Annotated in this window: 13 protein-coding genes; 10 read left to right on the forward strand and 3 right to left on the reverse strand. The window is 42.2% G+C overall.

Annotation, left to right across the window (positions count from 1 at the left end):
* Window positions 1-56 precede the first annotated feature (56 nt).
* Window positions 57-2,171, forward strand: a complete 2,115-nt coding sequence (locus PY092_RS02960; protein WP_275614361.1) for a TonB-dependent receptor domain-containing protein — start codon at window positions 57-59, stop codon at window positions 2,169-2,171.
* Between the two features lie 63 nt (window positions 2,172-2,234).
* Here PY092_RS02960 and PY092_RS02965 read toward each other — a convergent pair whose 3' ends face one another.
* The gene (locus tag PY092_RS02965; protein WP_275614362.1) at window positions 2,235-4,307 is read right to left on the reverse strand and encodes a M16 family metallopeptidase; all 2,073 of its coding nucleotides are present in this window, start codon (window positions 4,305-4,307) and stop codon (window positions 2,235-2,237) included.
* A gap of 1 nt (window position 4,308) precedes the next feature.
* On the reverse strand, window positions 4,309-5,631 hold the full coding sequence (locus PY092_RS02970) for a M16 family metallopeptidase (RefSeq protein WP_275614363.1): 1,323 nt from the start codon (window positions 5,629-5,631) through the stop codon (window positions 4,309-4,311).
* A 185-nt stretch (window positions 5,632-5,816) separates the two neighbouring features.
* On the opposite strand from PY092_RS02970, the gene PY092_RS02975 reads away from it, so the two are divergent.
* The 8 genes from PY092_RS02975 (at window position 5,817) to eutC (ending at window position 15,299) form a co-directional block, all read left to right on the forward strand.
* Window positions 5,817-6,272 carry a DUF4199 domain-containing protein gene (locus PY092_RS02975; RefSeq protein WP_275614364.1) on the forward strand — a complete coding sequence of 152 codons (456 nt, stop codon included), beginning with the start codon at window positions 5,817-5,819 and terminating at the stop codon, window positions 6,270-6,272.
* Window positions 6,273-6,367: 95 nt separating this feature from the next.
* Window positions 6,368-6,907, forward strand: coding sequence for a 50S ribosomal protein L21 (gene rplU, locus PY092_RS02980; RefSeq protein ID WP_275614365.1), 540 nt, complete (start codon window positions 6,368-6,370; stop codon window positions 6,905-6,907).
* A 24-nt stretch (window positions 6,908-6,931) separates the two neighbouring features.
* On the forward strand, window positions 6,932-7,192 hold the full coding sequence (gene rpmA / locus PY092_RS02985; protein WP_275614366.1) for a 50S ribosomal protein L27: 261 nt from the start codon (window positions 6,932-6,934) through the stop codon (window positions 7,190-7,192).
* Window positions 7,193-7,426: 234 nt separating this feature from the next.
* Window positions 7,427-8,935 (forward strand): tetratricopeptide repeat protein, encoded by a 1,509-nt coding sequence (locus PY092_RS02990; RefSeq protein WP_275614367.1) that lies wholly within the window; start codon window positions 7,427-7,429, stop codon window positions 8,933-8,935.
* 171 nt (window positions 8,936-9,106) lie between these two features.
* Entirely contained in the window at window positions 9,107-12,007 is a 2,901-nt protein-coding gene (locus tag PY092_RS02995; RefSeq protein ID WP_417958140.1) for a TonB-dependent receptor, read from the forward strand.
* A gap of 93 nt (window positions 12,008-12,100) precedes the next feature.
* Window positions 12,101-13,123, forward strand: coding sequence for a phytase (locus PY092_RS03000; RefSeq protein ID WP_275614369.1), 1,023 nt, complete (start codon window positions 12,101-12,103; stop codon window positions 13,121-13,123).
* Window positions 13,124-13,176: 53 nt separating this feature from the next.
* Window positions 13,177-14,547 carry an ethanolamine ammonia-lyase subunit EutB gene (locus PY092_RS03005; RefSeq protein ID WP_275614370.1) on the forward strand — a complete coding sequence of 457 codons (1,371 nt, stop codon included), beginning with the start codon at window positions 13,177-13,179 and terminating at the stop codon, window positions 14,545-14,547.
* Window positions 14,547-15,299, forward strand: a complete 753-nt coding sequence (gene eutC, locus PY092_RS03010; RefSeq protein WP_275614371.1) for an ethanolamine ammonia-lyase subunit EutC — start codon at window positions 14,547-14,549, stop codon at window positions 15,297-15,299. The genes PY092_RS03005 and eutC overlap by 1 nt, the downstream gene beginning before the upstream one ends.
* Here eutC and PY092_RS03015 read toward each other — a convergent pair.
* Entirely contained in the window at window positions 15,296-16,408 is a 1,113-nt protein-coding gene (locus tag PY092_RS03015; protein WP_275614372.1) for a D-TA family PLP-dependent enzyme, read from the reverse strand. The genes eutC and PY092_RS03015 overlap by 4 nt on opposite strands.
* A 148-nt stretch (window positions 16,409-16,556) precedes the next feature.
* On the opposite strand from PY092_RS03015, the gene PY092_RS03020 reads away from it, so the two are divergent.
* Entirely contained in the window at window positions 16,557-17,141 is a 585-nt protein-coding gene (locus PY092_RS03020) for a DUF3332 domain-containing protein (RefSeq protein ID WP_275614373.1), read from the forward strand.
* The last annotated feature ends 52 nt before the right edge of the window (window positions 17,142-17,193 follow it).

Below are 17,193 nucleotides of genomic sequence, written 5' to 3' on the forward strand. Positions count from 1 at the left end.
GATAGCGGCAAAAACCCATTGCCGAATATGTATAATCTTAAAATATAACATCAAAAATGAATAAAAGTACGATGGCAAAACTTTGTGTTTTGCTTTTTGGGACCACGGTGTCCTATGCGCAAGTTTCTACTGCGCAAGACTCTCTCACAAAACGACCCGTGCAATTGGATGAGGTGCTGGTAGAGGGAAAACAAAAAACAGACCCTGTTTTTTCAACTTTTAAGAGTGAACCGGAAAAGAAGATAGTCCAATCCAAGAATGTGGCCGACCTTTTTAAGGATATTAATGGGTTCAATTTGATCAAGCGTGGGAACTATGCCATAGATCCATCTTTCCGAGCCTCACAATACGAACAATTGAATGTGCAATTCAATGGGGGCACCAAGGTAATGCACGCTTGCCCTAACCGAATGGACCCTATTACCACCCATGTGATTCCGGAAGAGATAGAACGCGTGGAAGTGGTCAAGGGCCCTTATACCTTTAGATATGGGCCCACCTTTGGTGGCATCGTGAACTTGGTGACCCAAGAAGTGGAAAAACAGGAGAAAGGCTACCATGGCAAAGTAAATTTTGGAGGGGAGAACAATGGAAATGCCATTACCAGTTTTGCCAATGTAAAGTATGTGGGGGAGCAATTTGATGCCAATATCAATTTTGGATTCCGTGATTTTGGCAATTACGAAGATGGAGATGGCAATGAAGTTCCTTCCTCCTTCAAAAGCACCGATTATGGTGTTCAAGTGGGCTATAATCCAACGGATAATCAAAGGATTCAGGTGGGGTTCAGACAGTCTTTTGGACGGGATGTACTCCATGCAGGATTGCCAATGGATACTGAAGAGGACAATAGCAATGTCCTTTCCGTGGATTATAAGTTGGACAATATCTCCGATGGACTAAAAACATTGAGTGCAAAGGTATATCGTTCCAAGGTTGACCATATAATGACCAATGAGCTGAGGCCCACCTTTATGATGATGGAAGCTGTTTCCGCAGTGGATGCCACTACCCTTGGCGGAAGAGTGGAGCTGGAATGGCTGCCTATCACGAATTTTAAACTGTATACAGGGATTGATGCATTTTCAGTGGGAAGGACGGGAAACAGGACCCGTTTGGTAAAACGAAACATGATGACAGGAGAACCATTGCCCATGCCCATGGAATTTGTGGATGAGGTTTGGCAAGATTCGCAAATTGATGACTATGGAGCATTTGTGGAAGGAAAATACCCATTGTCGGAAAAGTTTTTGTTGAATGTTGGGGCAAGGTACGACAGGGTACAATCAAAAATTGATGCCCCAGCTGATGATTTTGTTGCTGAATACCCAGATTTGGACACCCGTACCGAACATAATTTTAGTACAACAGCATCAATTAAATACATGGCCACATCAAATCTATTGTTTGAATTGGCTTATGGTAGGGGAGTTCGTTCCGCCAATATGATCGAGCGTTTCATCAACCATTTTACCGTAGGTCAAGATCCATACGAATATGTGGGCAACCCCTATTTGGATGCTGAGGTGAACAATCAGTTTGAGTTGGGCGTGAAGGCAAATGCAAATTTTGATGGCTATGCTGTCAATAGGTTGGATTATGGGGCATCTGTGTATTATTCCATATATGATAATTATATAGTTCCTGTGATCGACCCATCGTTGGACAAAAAATACATGCCGATGGCAGAGCCCACCGAAGTCAAAAGATTCACAAATCTGGACGAAGCCTACAAAACGGGGTTCGAAATTTTTGGGGAATTGACATTTTTGAAGGATTTTGCCTTCAAAACGGAACTGTCCTATGTGTATGCCAAAAATCGGGATTTGGATGAATCGCTTCCGTTGACCCCGCCCTTGGTAACACGGTTTAACTTGCGATTTGAACGGGAGAAAATTTGGGCTAGAGCCGCCTACACCATTACATCCGAACAATCGGATATAGCACCTTCCTTTGGAGAACAGACCACTGATGGTTACGGTGTGGTGGATTTAAGTTTTGGGGCAAAACCCTTTGAACATTTGACGGTTGGTATTGCGGCATCAAACATTTTTGACGTTGCTTACAACAATCACTTGAATTTTTCCTTTGTGAACCAAGCAGATTATGGTCGGGTGCCTATCAATGACCCGGGCAGGAACCTATCGGCATTTATCCAATACAGTTTTTGAGGAACAGTGAAACAATAAAAAAGGCGCTCATTTGGAGCGCCTTTTTCTTTATAAAGAATCTTTTTATTTAAAATCCGATGCATCAACACCTTCGTTTACCTTGATATCTTTCACAATAAACTCCATATTCTGGGGTCCCATGCTTTGCATCAAGATAAATGGGAATTGAATGCCGGATACTTCTTGGTAATCTCCGTAACCAATGGTACTGGTCATTTGTTGACCATTGACTTCTTGAGTGATGACCTCTTGCACCTTAAGTCCGGTTTCCACATCATAGAAAGCGGTTTTGCCGTCGCTTATTTTCAATTTATAGGCCTTTTTGTCGCCCACAGGCTCAACGCCTTCCAAAGAAACATCGCCAGCAACCAAGTAGTTTAGTTCTGGGAAAGCGGCGGATTCTTCCTTGATTTTTGCAATTTCTTCAGGAGAAAGGTCTTTTCGCTGACCTTGCATCACCATATAACCAGAATCGCCATCCAATACCTGCTTTTGCATGGAATTGCCCTGTACTTTGATATTTTGCATGAACTGATCTTGGGAGGTCTTCTTCATCTCAAGCTCCAATTTCATCCCTTGCATTTCGGATTCGGCCATCATGGAATAGGAATCCACACTTTCAAGTTTTGATTTTCCTCCGATAGCTTCAATATAATTTTCCAAAACGGTAGTGGCATCCATACCCTCGGGCACGGCTGCATTGTAATCTGGTTTTTCCGTTTTATTGGCATACTTGTCGTAATAAAGTACGGGGACATTTTTACCGTTAAAGCTCACTTTTTCCAAGTTTTCCAAAACATCACTCCCTTTTCCTGTTACCACTACACGGGCATTGGAAGTGGAAAAATGTTTTTTGGCGGCTTTTTGGACATCTTCTTTCGTTATGGCATCAATTCGCTCCAGATACGTTTCATAAAAATCCTTTGGAAGATCTTCTGTCTCTATGTTTAGTGCATAATTGGCAACGGTCTCCGGTTTTTCGAGTGCCATCACAAAGCTACCTGCATATTTTGCCTTGGCATTGGCCAATTCCTCATCGGATACAGGTTCTGAAGTCATTTTGTCGATTTCCTTCAAAATCTCGACCACGGAACTATCGGTAACCGCATTTCTGACTTGGGCATAGGCATTGAATCGCATTGGGCTGAATTTGTTGGCCCTGATGCCAGAATATGAGCCGTAGGTATACCCTTTGTCCTCTCTTAAATTCTTGAACAAACGCGCCTGTGAGCCACCGCCCAATATTCTGTTGGCCATTAGGGCTTCCAAATAATCCTCATCCTTCATTTTCAAGTGCGTGATGTTTTCCACAGCTACCTCGGATTGTACAGCGTTGGGCACATCAACAAAGTTGATTTGTGTGTACTGTACGTCTTTAGGGTCCGAATAACTGAAGGATGGTGGTGCGGCTTTGGACCAAGGCGTAAAGGCTTCGGTAACCAATTCCTCAACAGTTTCAAAGTCTACATCCCCGATCACGACCAAATAGGCATTGGCGGGAACAAAATATGATCTGTAGAATTGCTCCACATCCACAAGCGTGACATTGTTGACGGTTTCCTTGGTCATAAATTCACCATACGGATGGTTTTTGCCGTAGGCCAAAGCTGCTTGTACCCTGTTTGCAATAGCGGAAACATCTTTTTCTTCCGATTTGATCCCTGTTATGATTTTCTCCTTTTCCTTATCGAATTCTTCTTGAAGAAAATTTGGGTTCAGTGCTGCATCTGCCATCAATTCCAAAATACGAGGGAAATATTTGGACAAGGAGCTGGCAAAGGCACTTTGCTCACCAATGTAGATGTTGGCGCCCAAGAAATCCACCTCTTCGTAAAATTCATCTTTGGGAATGTTTTTGGATCCTTTGCCCAACATGCTTCCTGTTAGGGTGGACACCCCAGCTTTGTCCCCTTCCAAAATGGGTGGGTTGTCAATGGAAAGCTGAATACGGACCCTGGGCAATTTGTGGTTTTCCACAACAAGCACCTTCAAACCATTTTTGAGTTCGAAGCGAGCGGGCTCCTTTAAGTTTATTTTTGGGGCCGGTCCTGGTTCTGGAGGGGTACTCCTGTCTATTTGTGCGTATGTGGCTGTCATAAACAAGGACAGCACAGCTAAAATCAAATACTTTTTCATTTTAATTAGCGTCTTTTTGTTCTGGTAAATACTCCAGCTCCACGCGCTGGTTTACCTTCAAATATTTTTTTGCCACTTCCATGATTTCTTCTCGGGTAATGGAACGATAAATGTCTATTTCCGTATTGATGAGGTTGGTGTCATCTTTCAACATATAGTTTTCGGCCAAAGAGTTGGCTATACCTTCCACACTGCTGTTAGCGTTCACAAATTGGTTTTCGAATTTGTTCTGAAGCTTTTGGTAATCTTTTTCGGAAATCAGATCCATTTGAAGCTTCAAAATCTCTTCGTCGATTTCTTTTTTGATATCCTGAATGGAATTGTCGCCAACGGGAAGCCCTCCTACAATGTACGAACTATAATCTTCCGCATCAATTGGAACTGAAAGTATCTGTAAGGCCATTTTTTTCTCGTACACCAATTTCTTGTATAGTTTAGAGCTTTCTCCACTACTCAAATATGTGGATATCATATTGATGACATAAGCATCTCTTTGCCCTTGTCCAGGTGTTCTGTACGCCAACAGAATGGCAGGAATCTGAATGTTGGGGTCGTAATATTTGGCAAACTTTGTCTCGGTAATTGGATCTTCCTTGGCATTGGGTCTTTTTATTTCAGCCCCTCTAGGGATAGGCCCAAAATAATCCTCGATCATTTTTTTGGTCTTTTCAGTCTCAAAATCGCCTGCTACCACGAGTACGCCATTGTTGGGTACGTAATAGGTTTTGTTGAATTTTTTAAAGTCATCCAAAGTGGCACTGGCCAAATGATCCAATGAACCGATAACACCCCATCGATAGGGATGTTTGGTATAAAGATTTTTCAAGATTTGCTCAAAAAATGCACCGTAAGGGGCATTGTCGGTCCTGAGTCTTCTTTCCTCTTGAACCACTTCTTTTTGGGTGTCCACCCCCACTTGCCCAATGATCGGATGCATCAAACGTTCCGATTCGAGCCAAAGACCGACCTCTAAGCTATTGGAAGGGAACACTTCATAATAATACGTGCGATCCAAAAAGGTGTTGGCGTTGTTTCTTCCACCATTCGCGGCGGTAATTTGGTCCCACTCGCCCCGCTCAATATTTTTGGTGCCTTCGAACAACAAATGTTCAAAAAAGTGGGCAAAACCTGTTTTGTCAGGGTCTTCATCCTTAGATCCCACATGATACATGACCGATGTGGTCACTACTGGGGCACCATTATCCTGATGTAGGATGACATGGAGCCCATTGTCTAGGTCATACTCTTCAAAAACCACCTCCTGTGCAGAAAGCAGGCTTACTCCAAAGAGCATTGTTAATGCAGAAAACAAATGTTTTTTCATTGTAAATAGTTAGTATTTAAAAATTGATGTTGCTACGAGGTTGGTATTGATTTTCCGATTGATGTTACGCTAAATATAGAATATTTTCAGAAGGCAAGTAAATTCCAAACCAGTCTTTAGGGTCGAAGAGTGGGATAATTCGCAAACATTCAGTAAATTATACAAAGAATCCAAAAAAAGATAACATGAGAAAATTAACCCTTCCCATTCGTTTCGGGATAGTGACCAGTGCTATACTGATTGCGTATTTTTTGATTTTGGCCTTAATGGGAAAACATACCAATGTTTTCTACAGTCTTTTTAATGGTGTGATCACAGGTTTTGGAATCTATGAGACCATCAAGTACACTAAGTTGAGACAGGGCAAGGCTTTTAGTTACGGAAATGGGTTTACCGCGGGCATAACCACTGGTTTTATTGCTACCTTGCTGTTTACTATCTTTTTTGCCTTTTATGCAACGGAATTGGACAGTACTTTTCTCGATGAACTCTCTACGGTTTGGTCCAACGACTACAAGAATTTCCAAGGAATTGTTTTTTTCACAGTGGCCATCATGGGGTTTGCCACAACCTTGGTTTTGACCCTTTCGTTTATGCAACTTTTCAAAACGAGCAACAACTCCAAAAAAATAATGGGTTAAATCAAAGAGGAATACTTGTAGATTAAGGATTTAGCAGTATATTTGCACCCGCTAATTTTGATAAAGCGCAGTAATTTTAATCTAATTAACGCATTATGTACGCAATTGTAGAGATGGCAGGGCAGCAATTCAAAGTTGCAAAAGACCAAAAAGTGTACGTCCACCGTTTGCAGGAAGATGAAGGTAAAAAAGTTACTTTCGATAAAGTTCTCCTTTTGGAAGATGGTGGCAACGTAACCGTTGGCGCCCCGGTCATAGAAGGTGCGGCTGTTGAAGCCAAAGTTGTAAAACACCTTAAAGGAGATAAGGTAATCGTCTTCAAAAAGAAAAGACGTAAAGGTTACCGCAAGAAAAACGGTCACAGACAATATTTGACTGAAATCGTTGTTGAAGGTATTGTAGCCAAAGGTGCCAAAAAAGCGGCTCCTGCAAAAGCTAAAGAAGAAGCAAAACCTGCTGCAGAACCTAAAAAGGCAGAGAAAAAAGCGGAAGCTCCTAAAAAAGAAGCTCCAAAAGCAGCTGAGGATCTGAGTTCCAAAACTGTTGCAGAATTGAAGGAAATGGCGAAAGCCAAGGAAATTACCGGTTACTCTTCCATGAAGAAAGCCGAGTTGATCGAAGCGTTAAGCAAATAAGAAAAGAACTAAAATTTATATATCATGGCTCACAAGAAAGGTGTAGGTAGTTCAAAAAACGGTAGAGAATCAGAATCGAAACGCTTAGGTGTTAAGATTTTTGGTGGTCAGTCAGCAGTTGCTGGTAACATTATTGTAAGACAGCGTGGTACCAAGCACAATGCCGGCGACAATGTATACGCAGGAAAAGACCATACCTTGCACGCCAAGGTAGATGGTATTGTTAAGTTTGAAAAGAAAGTTGGTGGTAAATCCTTTGTTTCCATCGAGCCTTTCGAAGCTTAATAAGTAACGATAATATTTGAAAAAGGCCCCGCATTGCGGGGCCTTTTTTGTTTGTAATCATTTTTTAATGGTTTCATAACCTAATGATGATGTTGGAGTGAGAGTGAAAAGCTTTCTTAAACTTTTGCTTTATCCATTATGTACACCATCAAAAAGGTTTTCGGATATGTATTCCTTCTTTTGCTGATTTTCGTGATTCCCATCAGAATCCATGGTCAACAAACCAATGACTTTTTGAAGGTAGGAAAAGCCAACGAAGTATATCATAGGCTTCAAAAACAGCTGGAAACCGCTAAGGAGCATCAGGAAAACTCCAAGCAAATTGCAAATGCCTACCTTGACCTTGGTGAGTACTATCATGCCCTTGCCCTTTATACAGAGGCCATAGCACAATACAATTTTGCTTTGGAGGAGTTGGAGTCCAATTTACAGGACCCACTATATATCACGCTCAACAACAATATTGGCAAAGTATATCTCTCCCTCAACAATTTTGAACTCGCAGAACAGCATTTTGAGGAAACCAGACTGGCTTCGGAAAAACTGAAGGATGATAAAGGTTTGGCGGTTTCCCTGAGTCTATTGGGGGCGAGTCACGAAAAACAAGCTGAATATGAAGATGCGCTTCAAGACCAAAGACGAAGCCTTGAACTATTTCAAAAACTGGACGATGATTTTGGTGTTGCCATTACCAATGAAAACATCGGAAGTATTTATGAGGATTTGGAGGAATTTGGTCTAGCGTACGAATACTTCAAAAAAGCCTATGATTATCTCCAAGGGTCACGAACTACGGAAGAAATCAACGTGCTGAACAATCTTGGTGACTCATTTCGGAAACGGGGCAACTATCGACCTGCACTGGAGTATACCACAAAAGCAACGGAACTGGCCAAGGAATTGAACGACCTCCATCAATTGGAAAGTGCCTATAAAGATCTTTCCAAAAACTACGCCTTTATGGGCGATTACGAGCTGGCCCATGCCCACTTGCTATTGGCCGAGGAATACAACAGCGAGATGCTCAAAGCGCAGAACAGTGACCAATTGAATGTACTGCAAACCATTTACGAAACCAACAAAAAGGAAGCGGAAATACAATTGTTGAAAGAGCAGAACAAGGTAAGTGTGGCCAATCAAAACCTGCTTTGGGTGGCCTTGTTTGCCATAGCGGCTATTTTCATCATCCTGTATTATTATTTGGGAAAGAAACGAAAAGCCAAGTTGAAAATTCAGGAATATAAGCAGCGGATGCTCAAAGCGGAGCTCGAAAAGAAAGAGATTGAAGAGAAAAATCTACAAAGGGAAATTCAGCTTAAGGCATCGTCGCTTTCCCGTTATAGCCTCCACTTATCCCAGAAGAATAAGATTTTACTGGATATGTCCAATACCCTTCGCAACATGGTATCCCGAAAGCATATGAATACTTCGGCCAAAATGAAAGAGTTGGTAAAGGAGATTGATTTTAACCTGAAACAGGAACAGGAATGGGATGAGTTCATGACTTTTTTCAAGGAAATCCATCCCGAATTCATCAAAAAGCTTTCAGCCTTATCTGAAAATTCACTTTCCCCAGCAGAACTGCGTTTGGGCATGTTGCTACGGTTAAATCTTTCATCCAAGGAAATTGCCTCCATTTTGCGGGTGACCCCAGATAGTGTTCGGGTGGCAAGATACCGACTGCGAAAAAAATTGCCCATCGACCAAAAAGAAGAGTTGGTAAACTTTATGATTGAACTTTAGGTCCTTATCGCCCCACTTTTTTAGAAAAGGTTATCCCAATGTAAAAAAACTGTAATTGTTGCCCTCTTGTTTCTGTTGATTTTCACTTTTGTTTCCTTTTTGTTTCCATTTAATTCAAATCATAACGAGTTGATATACATAGTTTTGGATAGCATTCTAACGTAAACCAAAATGAAATTGATGAACCTAAAAAAACTAGTTTTTGTAACGCTGTTTCTGGTGCTCGGAACGGCAATGGGCCAAGCACAATCAGGAAATATTCAAGGGACAATTACCGATGAGAACGGTATCTACGTTCCCGGTGCCAATGTGTATATCGAATCTTTGGTAAAGGGAGCCATTTCCAACTTTGATGGCAAATTCACTTTAGTGGGCATTCCTGAAGGAAGTTATACATTGAAAGTAACCTATATGGGTTATTCCGATGTTGAGCAAGAAGTAAATGTAAGTGCTGGAGAAACCACTCCCGTGAGCATAGTGCTCGTATCCTCCAATGTGGAATTGGATGAAGTGCAGGTAAGTGCTTACGGCTTAAGTGGTCAGTCCAAAGCACTGAACACGCAAAAAAATAACATGAACATTACCAATGTGGTGTCCACCGACCAGATCGGTAAATTTCCCGATGCCAATATCGGTGATGCCGTAAAACGCATCCCAGGAATCACTATGCAAGTGGATCAGGGTGAGGCACGTAATATAATTGTTCGTGGTCTTTCGCCTCAATTGAATTCCGTTACCTTGAACGGTAGCCGGATTCCTTCTGCGGAATCCGATAACAGAAATGTTCAGATGGACCTTATTCCTTCGGATATGATCCAGACCATTGAAGTGAACAAGGCCGTAACCCCGGATATGGATGCCGATGCATTGGGTGGTTCCGTAAACTTGGTCACCAGAACCGCTCCTCAAGGGTTTCGTGTTTCCACCACGGCAGGATCGGGAGTGAACTTCATTACCAATAAAAGAATATTGAACGGTTCATTTTTGATAGGTGACCGTACCAACGATGGTAAATTCGGATGGATGCTTTCCGCTACCATCAACGATAATGACTTTGGTTCCGATAACATCGAAGCAGAGTGGGATAACGAATTTGAGTACAACACAGGAGTCGAAGATGAAGAAGGAGAGCCCATTTTGGAAGAAACCGAAGTGAATCCGTATACTAACGTTACCGAACAGCGTACCTATTTGGTGCAAAGGGTAAGAAGAAGCTTTTCCGCCAATTTGGATTATCAAATCAACCCAAATAACAACATCTATCTAAAAACCATGTACAACTGGAGGGATGATCGAGAGAACAGGTTTCGATTGGAGCAGGAAATTTTGGATGGAGAAGATATCGAAGTAGGTGATTTTGCCTTGAACAATGGAACTTTGACCCGTTTCCCTGTGGAAGTCAAAAGACAGTCCAAAGGGGGAATTGCAGGTGGAAGGAACAACAATGCCCGTTTGGAAGACCAGCGTATGCAGAACTACACCTTGGGAGGTAACCACTTGTTTGGTTCTTTAAAGGTGGACTGGATGGCAGCTTATGCTAAGGCATCCGAAGAACGTTTGAACGAACGCTATGCCGAGTACGAGACTGAGTATATCATCAATAACGATAACAGTAATCCGAAATACCCGATTATGACGGCCGCTGATCCTAATGACTTCAGCAATTTAAGTGGTTTTGAATTCGGCGAAATCACCAATGAAAACCAATATACCGAAGAAGAAGATGTGAACTTCTTTGTGAACTTTGAGCTTCCTGCAGACTTTTTTGGGAATGGTGGAACTTTGAAATTTGGAGCACGGGGAAGATTTAAATCCAAATTGAGAAACAACGATTTCTTCGAATATGATTTGGAGGACATGTACCCAACCTTGGCCGATGTTCCCGTAAAATCCTATACGGATCCCGACTTTTTGGCCGGAGAAAAATATCAGGCCGGTACTTTTGCCAGCGAAGAGTGGTTGGGTGCTTTGGATTTGAACACTTCCAACGGAGAAGCTGTGGAAGATGAATACCTTCCGGGGAACTTTGACATCAAGGAAGATGTTTGGGCAGGTTATGCCATGGTAAACCAAAAATTGACAGATAAGTTAAGTGTTCTAGCAGGTCTTCGAGTGGAAAATACCAAACTGGAAACAGAAGGAAACCGAGTTGTTTACATTGAAGAAGATGAGGATGCTGGAATCGAGGAAGGGATTGAGGTACAAGCGGTTTCCGATGAGAACTCCTATACCAATGTTTTGCCAGGGATTCACTTTAAATATGATTTGAACAACAGTACCGTGCTACGATTTGCGTGGACCAACACCTTGGCACGTCCCAATTATGAGGATATGATTCCAAGGGCCGAAATCATTTACGAAGATAGTGAAGTGGTAGTGGGCAACCCAGACTTGGACCCAACAACATCCATGAACTTCGATTTAAATGCCGAGCACTATTTTGAGAGCGTGGGGATTGTATCAGGAGGTGTTTTCTATAAAGAAATTGATGATTTCATCTATACCTTCATTACCGAGGCACCAAACGATGCTTATGGTGCAGGAACAGAAGGATATGATGTGTTCCAGCCGTTGAACGGCGATTCCGCTTCCATTTTTGGGGCAGAAGTATCTTTCCAGAGACAATTGGATTTCTTGCCAGGCTTCGCTAGAAACTTTAGCATCTATTTAAATTACACCTATTTATCTTCAAGTGCTGATGGCATCCGTAACGAAGATGGTGATGAACGTACCGATTTGGATTTGCCGAACACGGCTCCAAATATGTTCAACGGATCTTTAGGTTATGCAGATAAAAGGTTCAGTGCAAGATTATCCGCCAACTTCTCCGATTCCTATATCGATGAAATAGGGGGCAACGCCTTTGAAGATAGATACTACGACACACAATTCTTCTTGGATTTCAATGCGAGCTATGCCATCAACAGCAATTTGAGGTTATATGCTGATGTGAACAACATCACTAACCAACCCTTACGTTATTTCCAAGGAGTGAAAGACAGAACACAGCAAATGGAGTTCTATGATATCCGATTTACCTTTGGATTGAAGTACGACTTGTTTAAAAAGTAATTTCAGGTAGTATATTTATATACGGTGTCATATCGAGTACCTGCCTTTTATGGTAGGTACTTGGGACTGACATTTCCTATCTTAACATTCAATATGAGAAAAATATATATCCCAATTTTAACTGTCCTGGTCATGGTGTCCTGTGAACAAGGGAGTAAACAGCCAGCCATAGCGCCAGATGTAATCACAGAAAAAACACCTAACGATACCGATGACCCCGCCATTTGGATCAACCCTGACGATGCATCAAAAAGTATCGTGTTTGGAACGGACAAAGAAACCAACGGAGGTATTTATGCCTTTGACCTTGATGGGAAGATCATAGCCGAGAAATCCATCAAAAACATCCAAAGACCCAACAACGTGGATTTGGAATATGGATTCCAATTGAACGATTCCGTTGCTGTTGATGTGATTGCATTTACGGAAAGGGAAAAGCAGCAGATCAGACTATTCTCCGTACCCGATATGAAACCACTTGATGGAGGAGGTTTCCCGGTTTTTGAAGATGAATCGAATGTAGAGCAACGTTTGGCCATGGGAATCAGTTTGTACAAATCCCCAAAGGATTCATCCGTATACGCCATTGTGGGTAGAAAGGTTGGACCAAGCGGTTCTTATTTATATCAATATAAATTTGAATCCGACAGCACAGGAGTTTCGGCCAATTTGGTGCGCAAATTCGGAAGTTTTACAGGCGGTAAGGAAATTGAGGCCATTGCTGTGGATAATGAACTAGGCTACGTCTACTATTCCGATGAAGGGGAATGCGTCAAAAAATACTATGCGGAACCAAGCATGGGCGATGAGGAATTGGCCTGCTTTGGTGGAGAGAAGTTTTTGGAAGATATAGAAGGTATTGCCATTGCCAGATATCCGAATGGAGAAGGTTACATTATTGTATCCGACCAGCAACGGGGTCAGTTCAATATTTTTTCCAGAAAGGACAACAGCTTCATAAAAGCGGTAAACCTATCCACATTGGAAACCGATGGTTGTGATGTGGTTACCGTTCCATTGAACGATACATTTCCAAACGGTCTTTTCACTGCGATGAACGACGAAAAGAACTTCTATTTTTACGATTTGGACAAATTGGGTCTAAAAGAGGACTAAATTCTTTTAGATAGGTCTTCAACTAGCTATATTTAAGGGAATAACCGTACAAAATGCCCTATAAATATACCATAGACCAAAAAGTATATTCATTTCCCGATCTGAAGTCGGTATTGGCCAAGGCTAGCCCTTTTAGAACGGGAGATGCCCTTGCGGGCTTGGCTGCGGAGGATAATATGGAACGTATTGCGGCTCAATATGCCCTCAGCGAAATCCCACTCAAGGATTTTTTAAATGAAACCATGATCCCTTACGAAAAGGATGAGGTGACTCGTTTGATTTTGGACACGCACGATTATAACGCTTTCCAAGAGATTTCAGGGTTTACCGTCGGAGATTTGCGCAATTGGTTATTGATGCACGAAGTGGATGCCAAAAAACTACAATCCGTTTCCCGAGGACTTACGCCAGAAATGGTGGCAGCAGTTTCCAAACTGATGCGCAACCAAGATTTGATTGCGATAGCTCAAAAATGTGAGGTCATCACACGTTTTCGAAATACCCTTGGAAAAAAGGGAAACCTTTCCGTTCGCTTGCAACCCAATCATCCTGCCGATAATCTACAGGGTATTGCGGCCAGTATCGTGGATGGCCTTTTGTATGGTAGTGGCGATGCGGTTATCGGAATAAATCCAGTAACCGATAGCGTGGATGTTGTGGGCAATCAACTCCAAATGATGGATGAAATCCGACAACGATTCGACATTCCCACCCAAATTTGTGTCCTTTGTCACTTGACAACCTCACTGGAATTATTGCACAAAGCACCGATAGACCTCGTATTTCAATCCATTGGAGGTACGGAAAAGACCAATGCATCCTTCGGGATCAATATTTCCATGCTTCAAGAAGCTTACGAAGGAACATTGGAACTGAATCGGGGCACGGTAGGTCAAAATGTAATGTATTTTGAAACAGGTCAAGGCTCCTCACTTTCTGCAGATGCCCATTGGAACGTGGACCAACAAACATGTGAGGCAAGAGCCTATGCTTTGGCGCGGCAGTTTAATCCATTGTTGGTAAATTCCGTGGTTGGATTCATAGGTCCCGAATATTTGTATGATGGCAAACAAATTACCCGTGCAGGTTTGGAAGATCATTTTTGTGGAAAATTGATGGGACTTCCCATGGGTGTGGATGTATGCTATACAAACCATGCCGAGGCAGACCAAGATGATATGGATAATTTGTTGACCCTTTTGGGTGTTGCGGGATGTAATTTTATCATGGGCGTTCCAGGTTCGGACGATGTGATGCTGAACTATCAATCCACCTCATTTCATGATGCGTTGTACGTGAGAAAAGTGTTGGACAAAAAACCTGCTCCGGAGTTTGAAGCGTGGTTGCAAACTATAGGGATTTTGGATGACAAAGGGCAGCGCAGGACCATTGAAGCATCCCATAAACTATTAAAGGCGTTGTGATGAAACCAGAGAAGACCAATTCCATCCAACAGGATGCTTGGGGGAATTTAAAGAATTTTACCAATGCCCGAATAGCTTTGGGCAGTACAGGGAACAGTATTCCTTTGGAAGAGGTTTTGCAATTTAGGTTCGCCCATGCCAAGGCCAAGGATGCGATTGTATCGGTTTTGGATAATGATAAGCTGAAAAGCCAAATACAAAAAATGGGATTTTCTGTTTGGGAGGCGCAAAGCAAAGTCAATAATAGGGATGAGTACTTGAAACGTCCCGATTTAGGCAGAAAACTCAATGAATCGTCAGAAAAGTTATTGAAAGAAGCTCAAGAAGCATTCGATATTGTTGTTGTGGTTGCTGATGGACTATCGGCAAATGCCGTAAATACGAACATACTCCCACTCTTAAAAGAAATAATACCCAAACTGAAGGGATATAAAGTTGGTTTTGTGCTTGCTACTATGGCCCGTGTAGCTCTCGGCGATCCAATAGGGGCTGCGCTAAACTCAAAATTTGTGGTCACATGCATAGGTGAACGCCCCGGACTTTCCTCCCCTGAAAGTATGGGGATTTACACTACCTACGCACCAAAGTTGGGATTGACGGATGAGCGAAGGAACTGTATTTCCAACATTCACAAAAATGGGTTGGACAGCAAACAAGCTGCTTCACTCCTGTTTTACTTGATCAAACAATCGTTTGCGAAGCAAATCAGTGGGGTGGACATCAAAATAGACGTAAAGGAACTTTTGCACTAAAAGTTCAGTTTTCGTTTTCTAGCTGTAATTGCCCAAGTATCCACTTTTTCCCCATTTTCGATGACCGAAACTTCATCGTGCAGGTTAATGGTTGGGCAAATGTGATAGGGAATGCCATAAAATACATCCCCGACTTTATATTGTTCCCACTCATTTACCTTGATTACACCATGTTCTTCACTTTGTGAAAGCAGCTCGTAGCCTTCAAGGTTCAAGAATTTTACCCTTTTGTCAATCGGGTTTTCCGCAGCAACTGATTTATGCCCTAGGTCCACGGTTATGATTCCCTCGGTGGGCTTGGAGATGATTCGGGTGACCAAAAGTGCGGCATGCTTAAATCGCTGCTCCGTTAACTTTTCGCCATAGCCCCAGTCCCAAAGCACGCAAGTCCCTGGACTGGTGATTCTGTGGTTCTCTTTAAGGTGTGATGTAAAAGAAGGCGTACCGCCACAAATCATTTGGGCATCTGGAAATTTTTCCTGTACTGCTTTAAAATAGGTGGTCACCACGTCCAGGCTTTTTTCGATTTTGGTGTTTCTTTCGGAAAAATCGGGGTCGCGCAAATGACCATCGTATACGTGAAAACCTTTAAAGCTTAATCCCTTGCAGGTATTTAGGAATGCCATAAGATCATCCAGTCCACTTCCTATCTTGATCCCAGACCGGTCCATTCCATTGTTGATATCAACATAAATATCGATGGTCAATCCGGCAGCCAAAGCTTTTTGATTCAAAAGTTCAGCACTGTCATCGTTATCCAAAATGGTGGAAAACTGTGTGTTGGGAAAGTGCTTTACCAGATTGATAAAGCGGTCGATTTTTGGTCCTACCAATTGGTGGGCGATCAATACCGAGGAGGCTCCCGCTTCGGCAGCAATCTCAGCTTCGGAAATGGTGGAAGATTTGAAGTTGGAGATTCCTGCAGCCAATAACTGTTCCATTACCTTGGGCATTTTATTGGTTTTGATGTGGGGCATCAACCGTTCTGTTTTGCCATCAACCAGTGAAATCATCTCCTTGATATTGAATGTAAGATGCTCCAAATACAATGCAATGGATGGTGAGTCCACGGTTTCGATATTTTGAATGGTATACCAATTGTTTTCCATGACATGTTTTTTTGAGTGGATAAAGGTAGTGATCACAATGGGATGGGGCACGTTTTTCATGGACCAAAAATGAAATGCATAGAGGGAAGGCAAGTAGCCAATGAAAATCTTTTGTAGCTTTAATAACATTAACTATAAATCTTATATCATGAAAAAAGCAATTATTTCTTCATTACTGGCCTGCTCAATTTTGTTTACCAGCTGTTTGGGTTCTTTCAGGGCCTTCAACAATTTGAAAGATTGGAACCAAGGACTTACAGATAGCAAATTTTTGGATAACTTAATTTTTTGGGGATTGAACATTGTTCCCGTCTACGGATTGTTTTTTCTTGGGGATGCCATTATTTTCAACGTAATCGAGTTTTGGTCAGGTTCCAACCCCATTGCTATGAAGGATGGCGAATCCGAAATCCAAATGGTGGAGCACGATGGCAATACTTTTGAGATGGTCGCCACTAAGAACAGAATACAGGTAACTGTAGTGGAAGGTCCCAAAAAAGGCAAGAAAATCGATTTGGTGTATAAGCCGGATGAAAAGTCTTGGAATGCAGTACGCCCGAATGGAGAAATCATTAAACTATCCTCTTTTGAAGAAGGCTTCTACATTGTTTACATGCCCAATGGGGAAGAAGTGAAAATCGACCCAATGAGCACAAGGGAAGAAGGATTGGCCCTTTTGCAACAGAACAGAACATTTGATTATGTGGAAGCAGAAACGCTTTTAGCCGAATAATAAAAAGCTTCTTTGAAAAGAAAAAACCCCATGAAGCATTACGGTCATGGGG

This window comes from Flagellimonas yonaguniensis (genome assembly GCF_029193885.1).
Taxonomy (GTDB): domain Bacteria; phylum Bacteroidota; class Bacteroidia; order Flavobacteriales; family Flavobacteriaceae; genus Flagellimonas; species Flagellimonas yonaguniensis.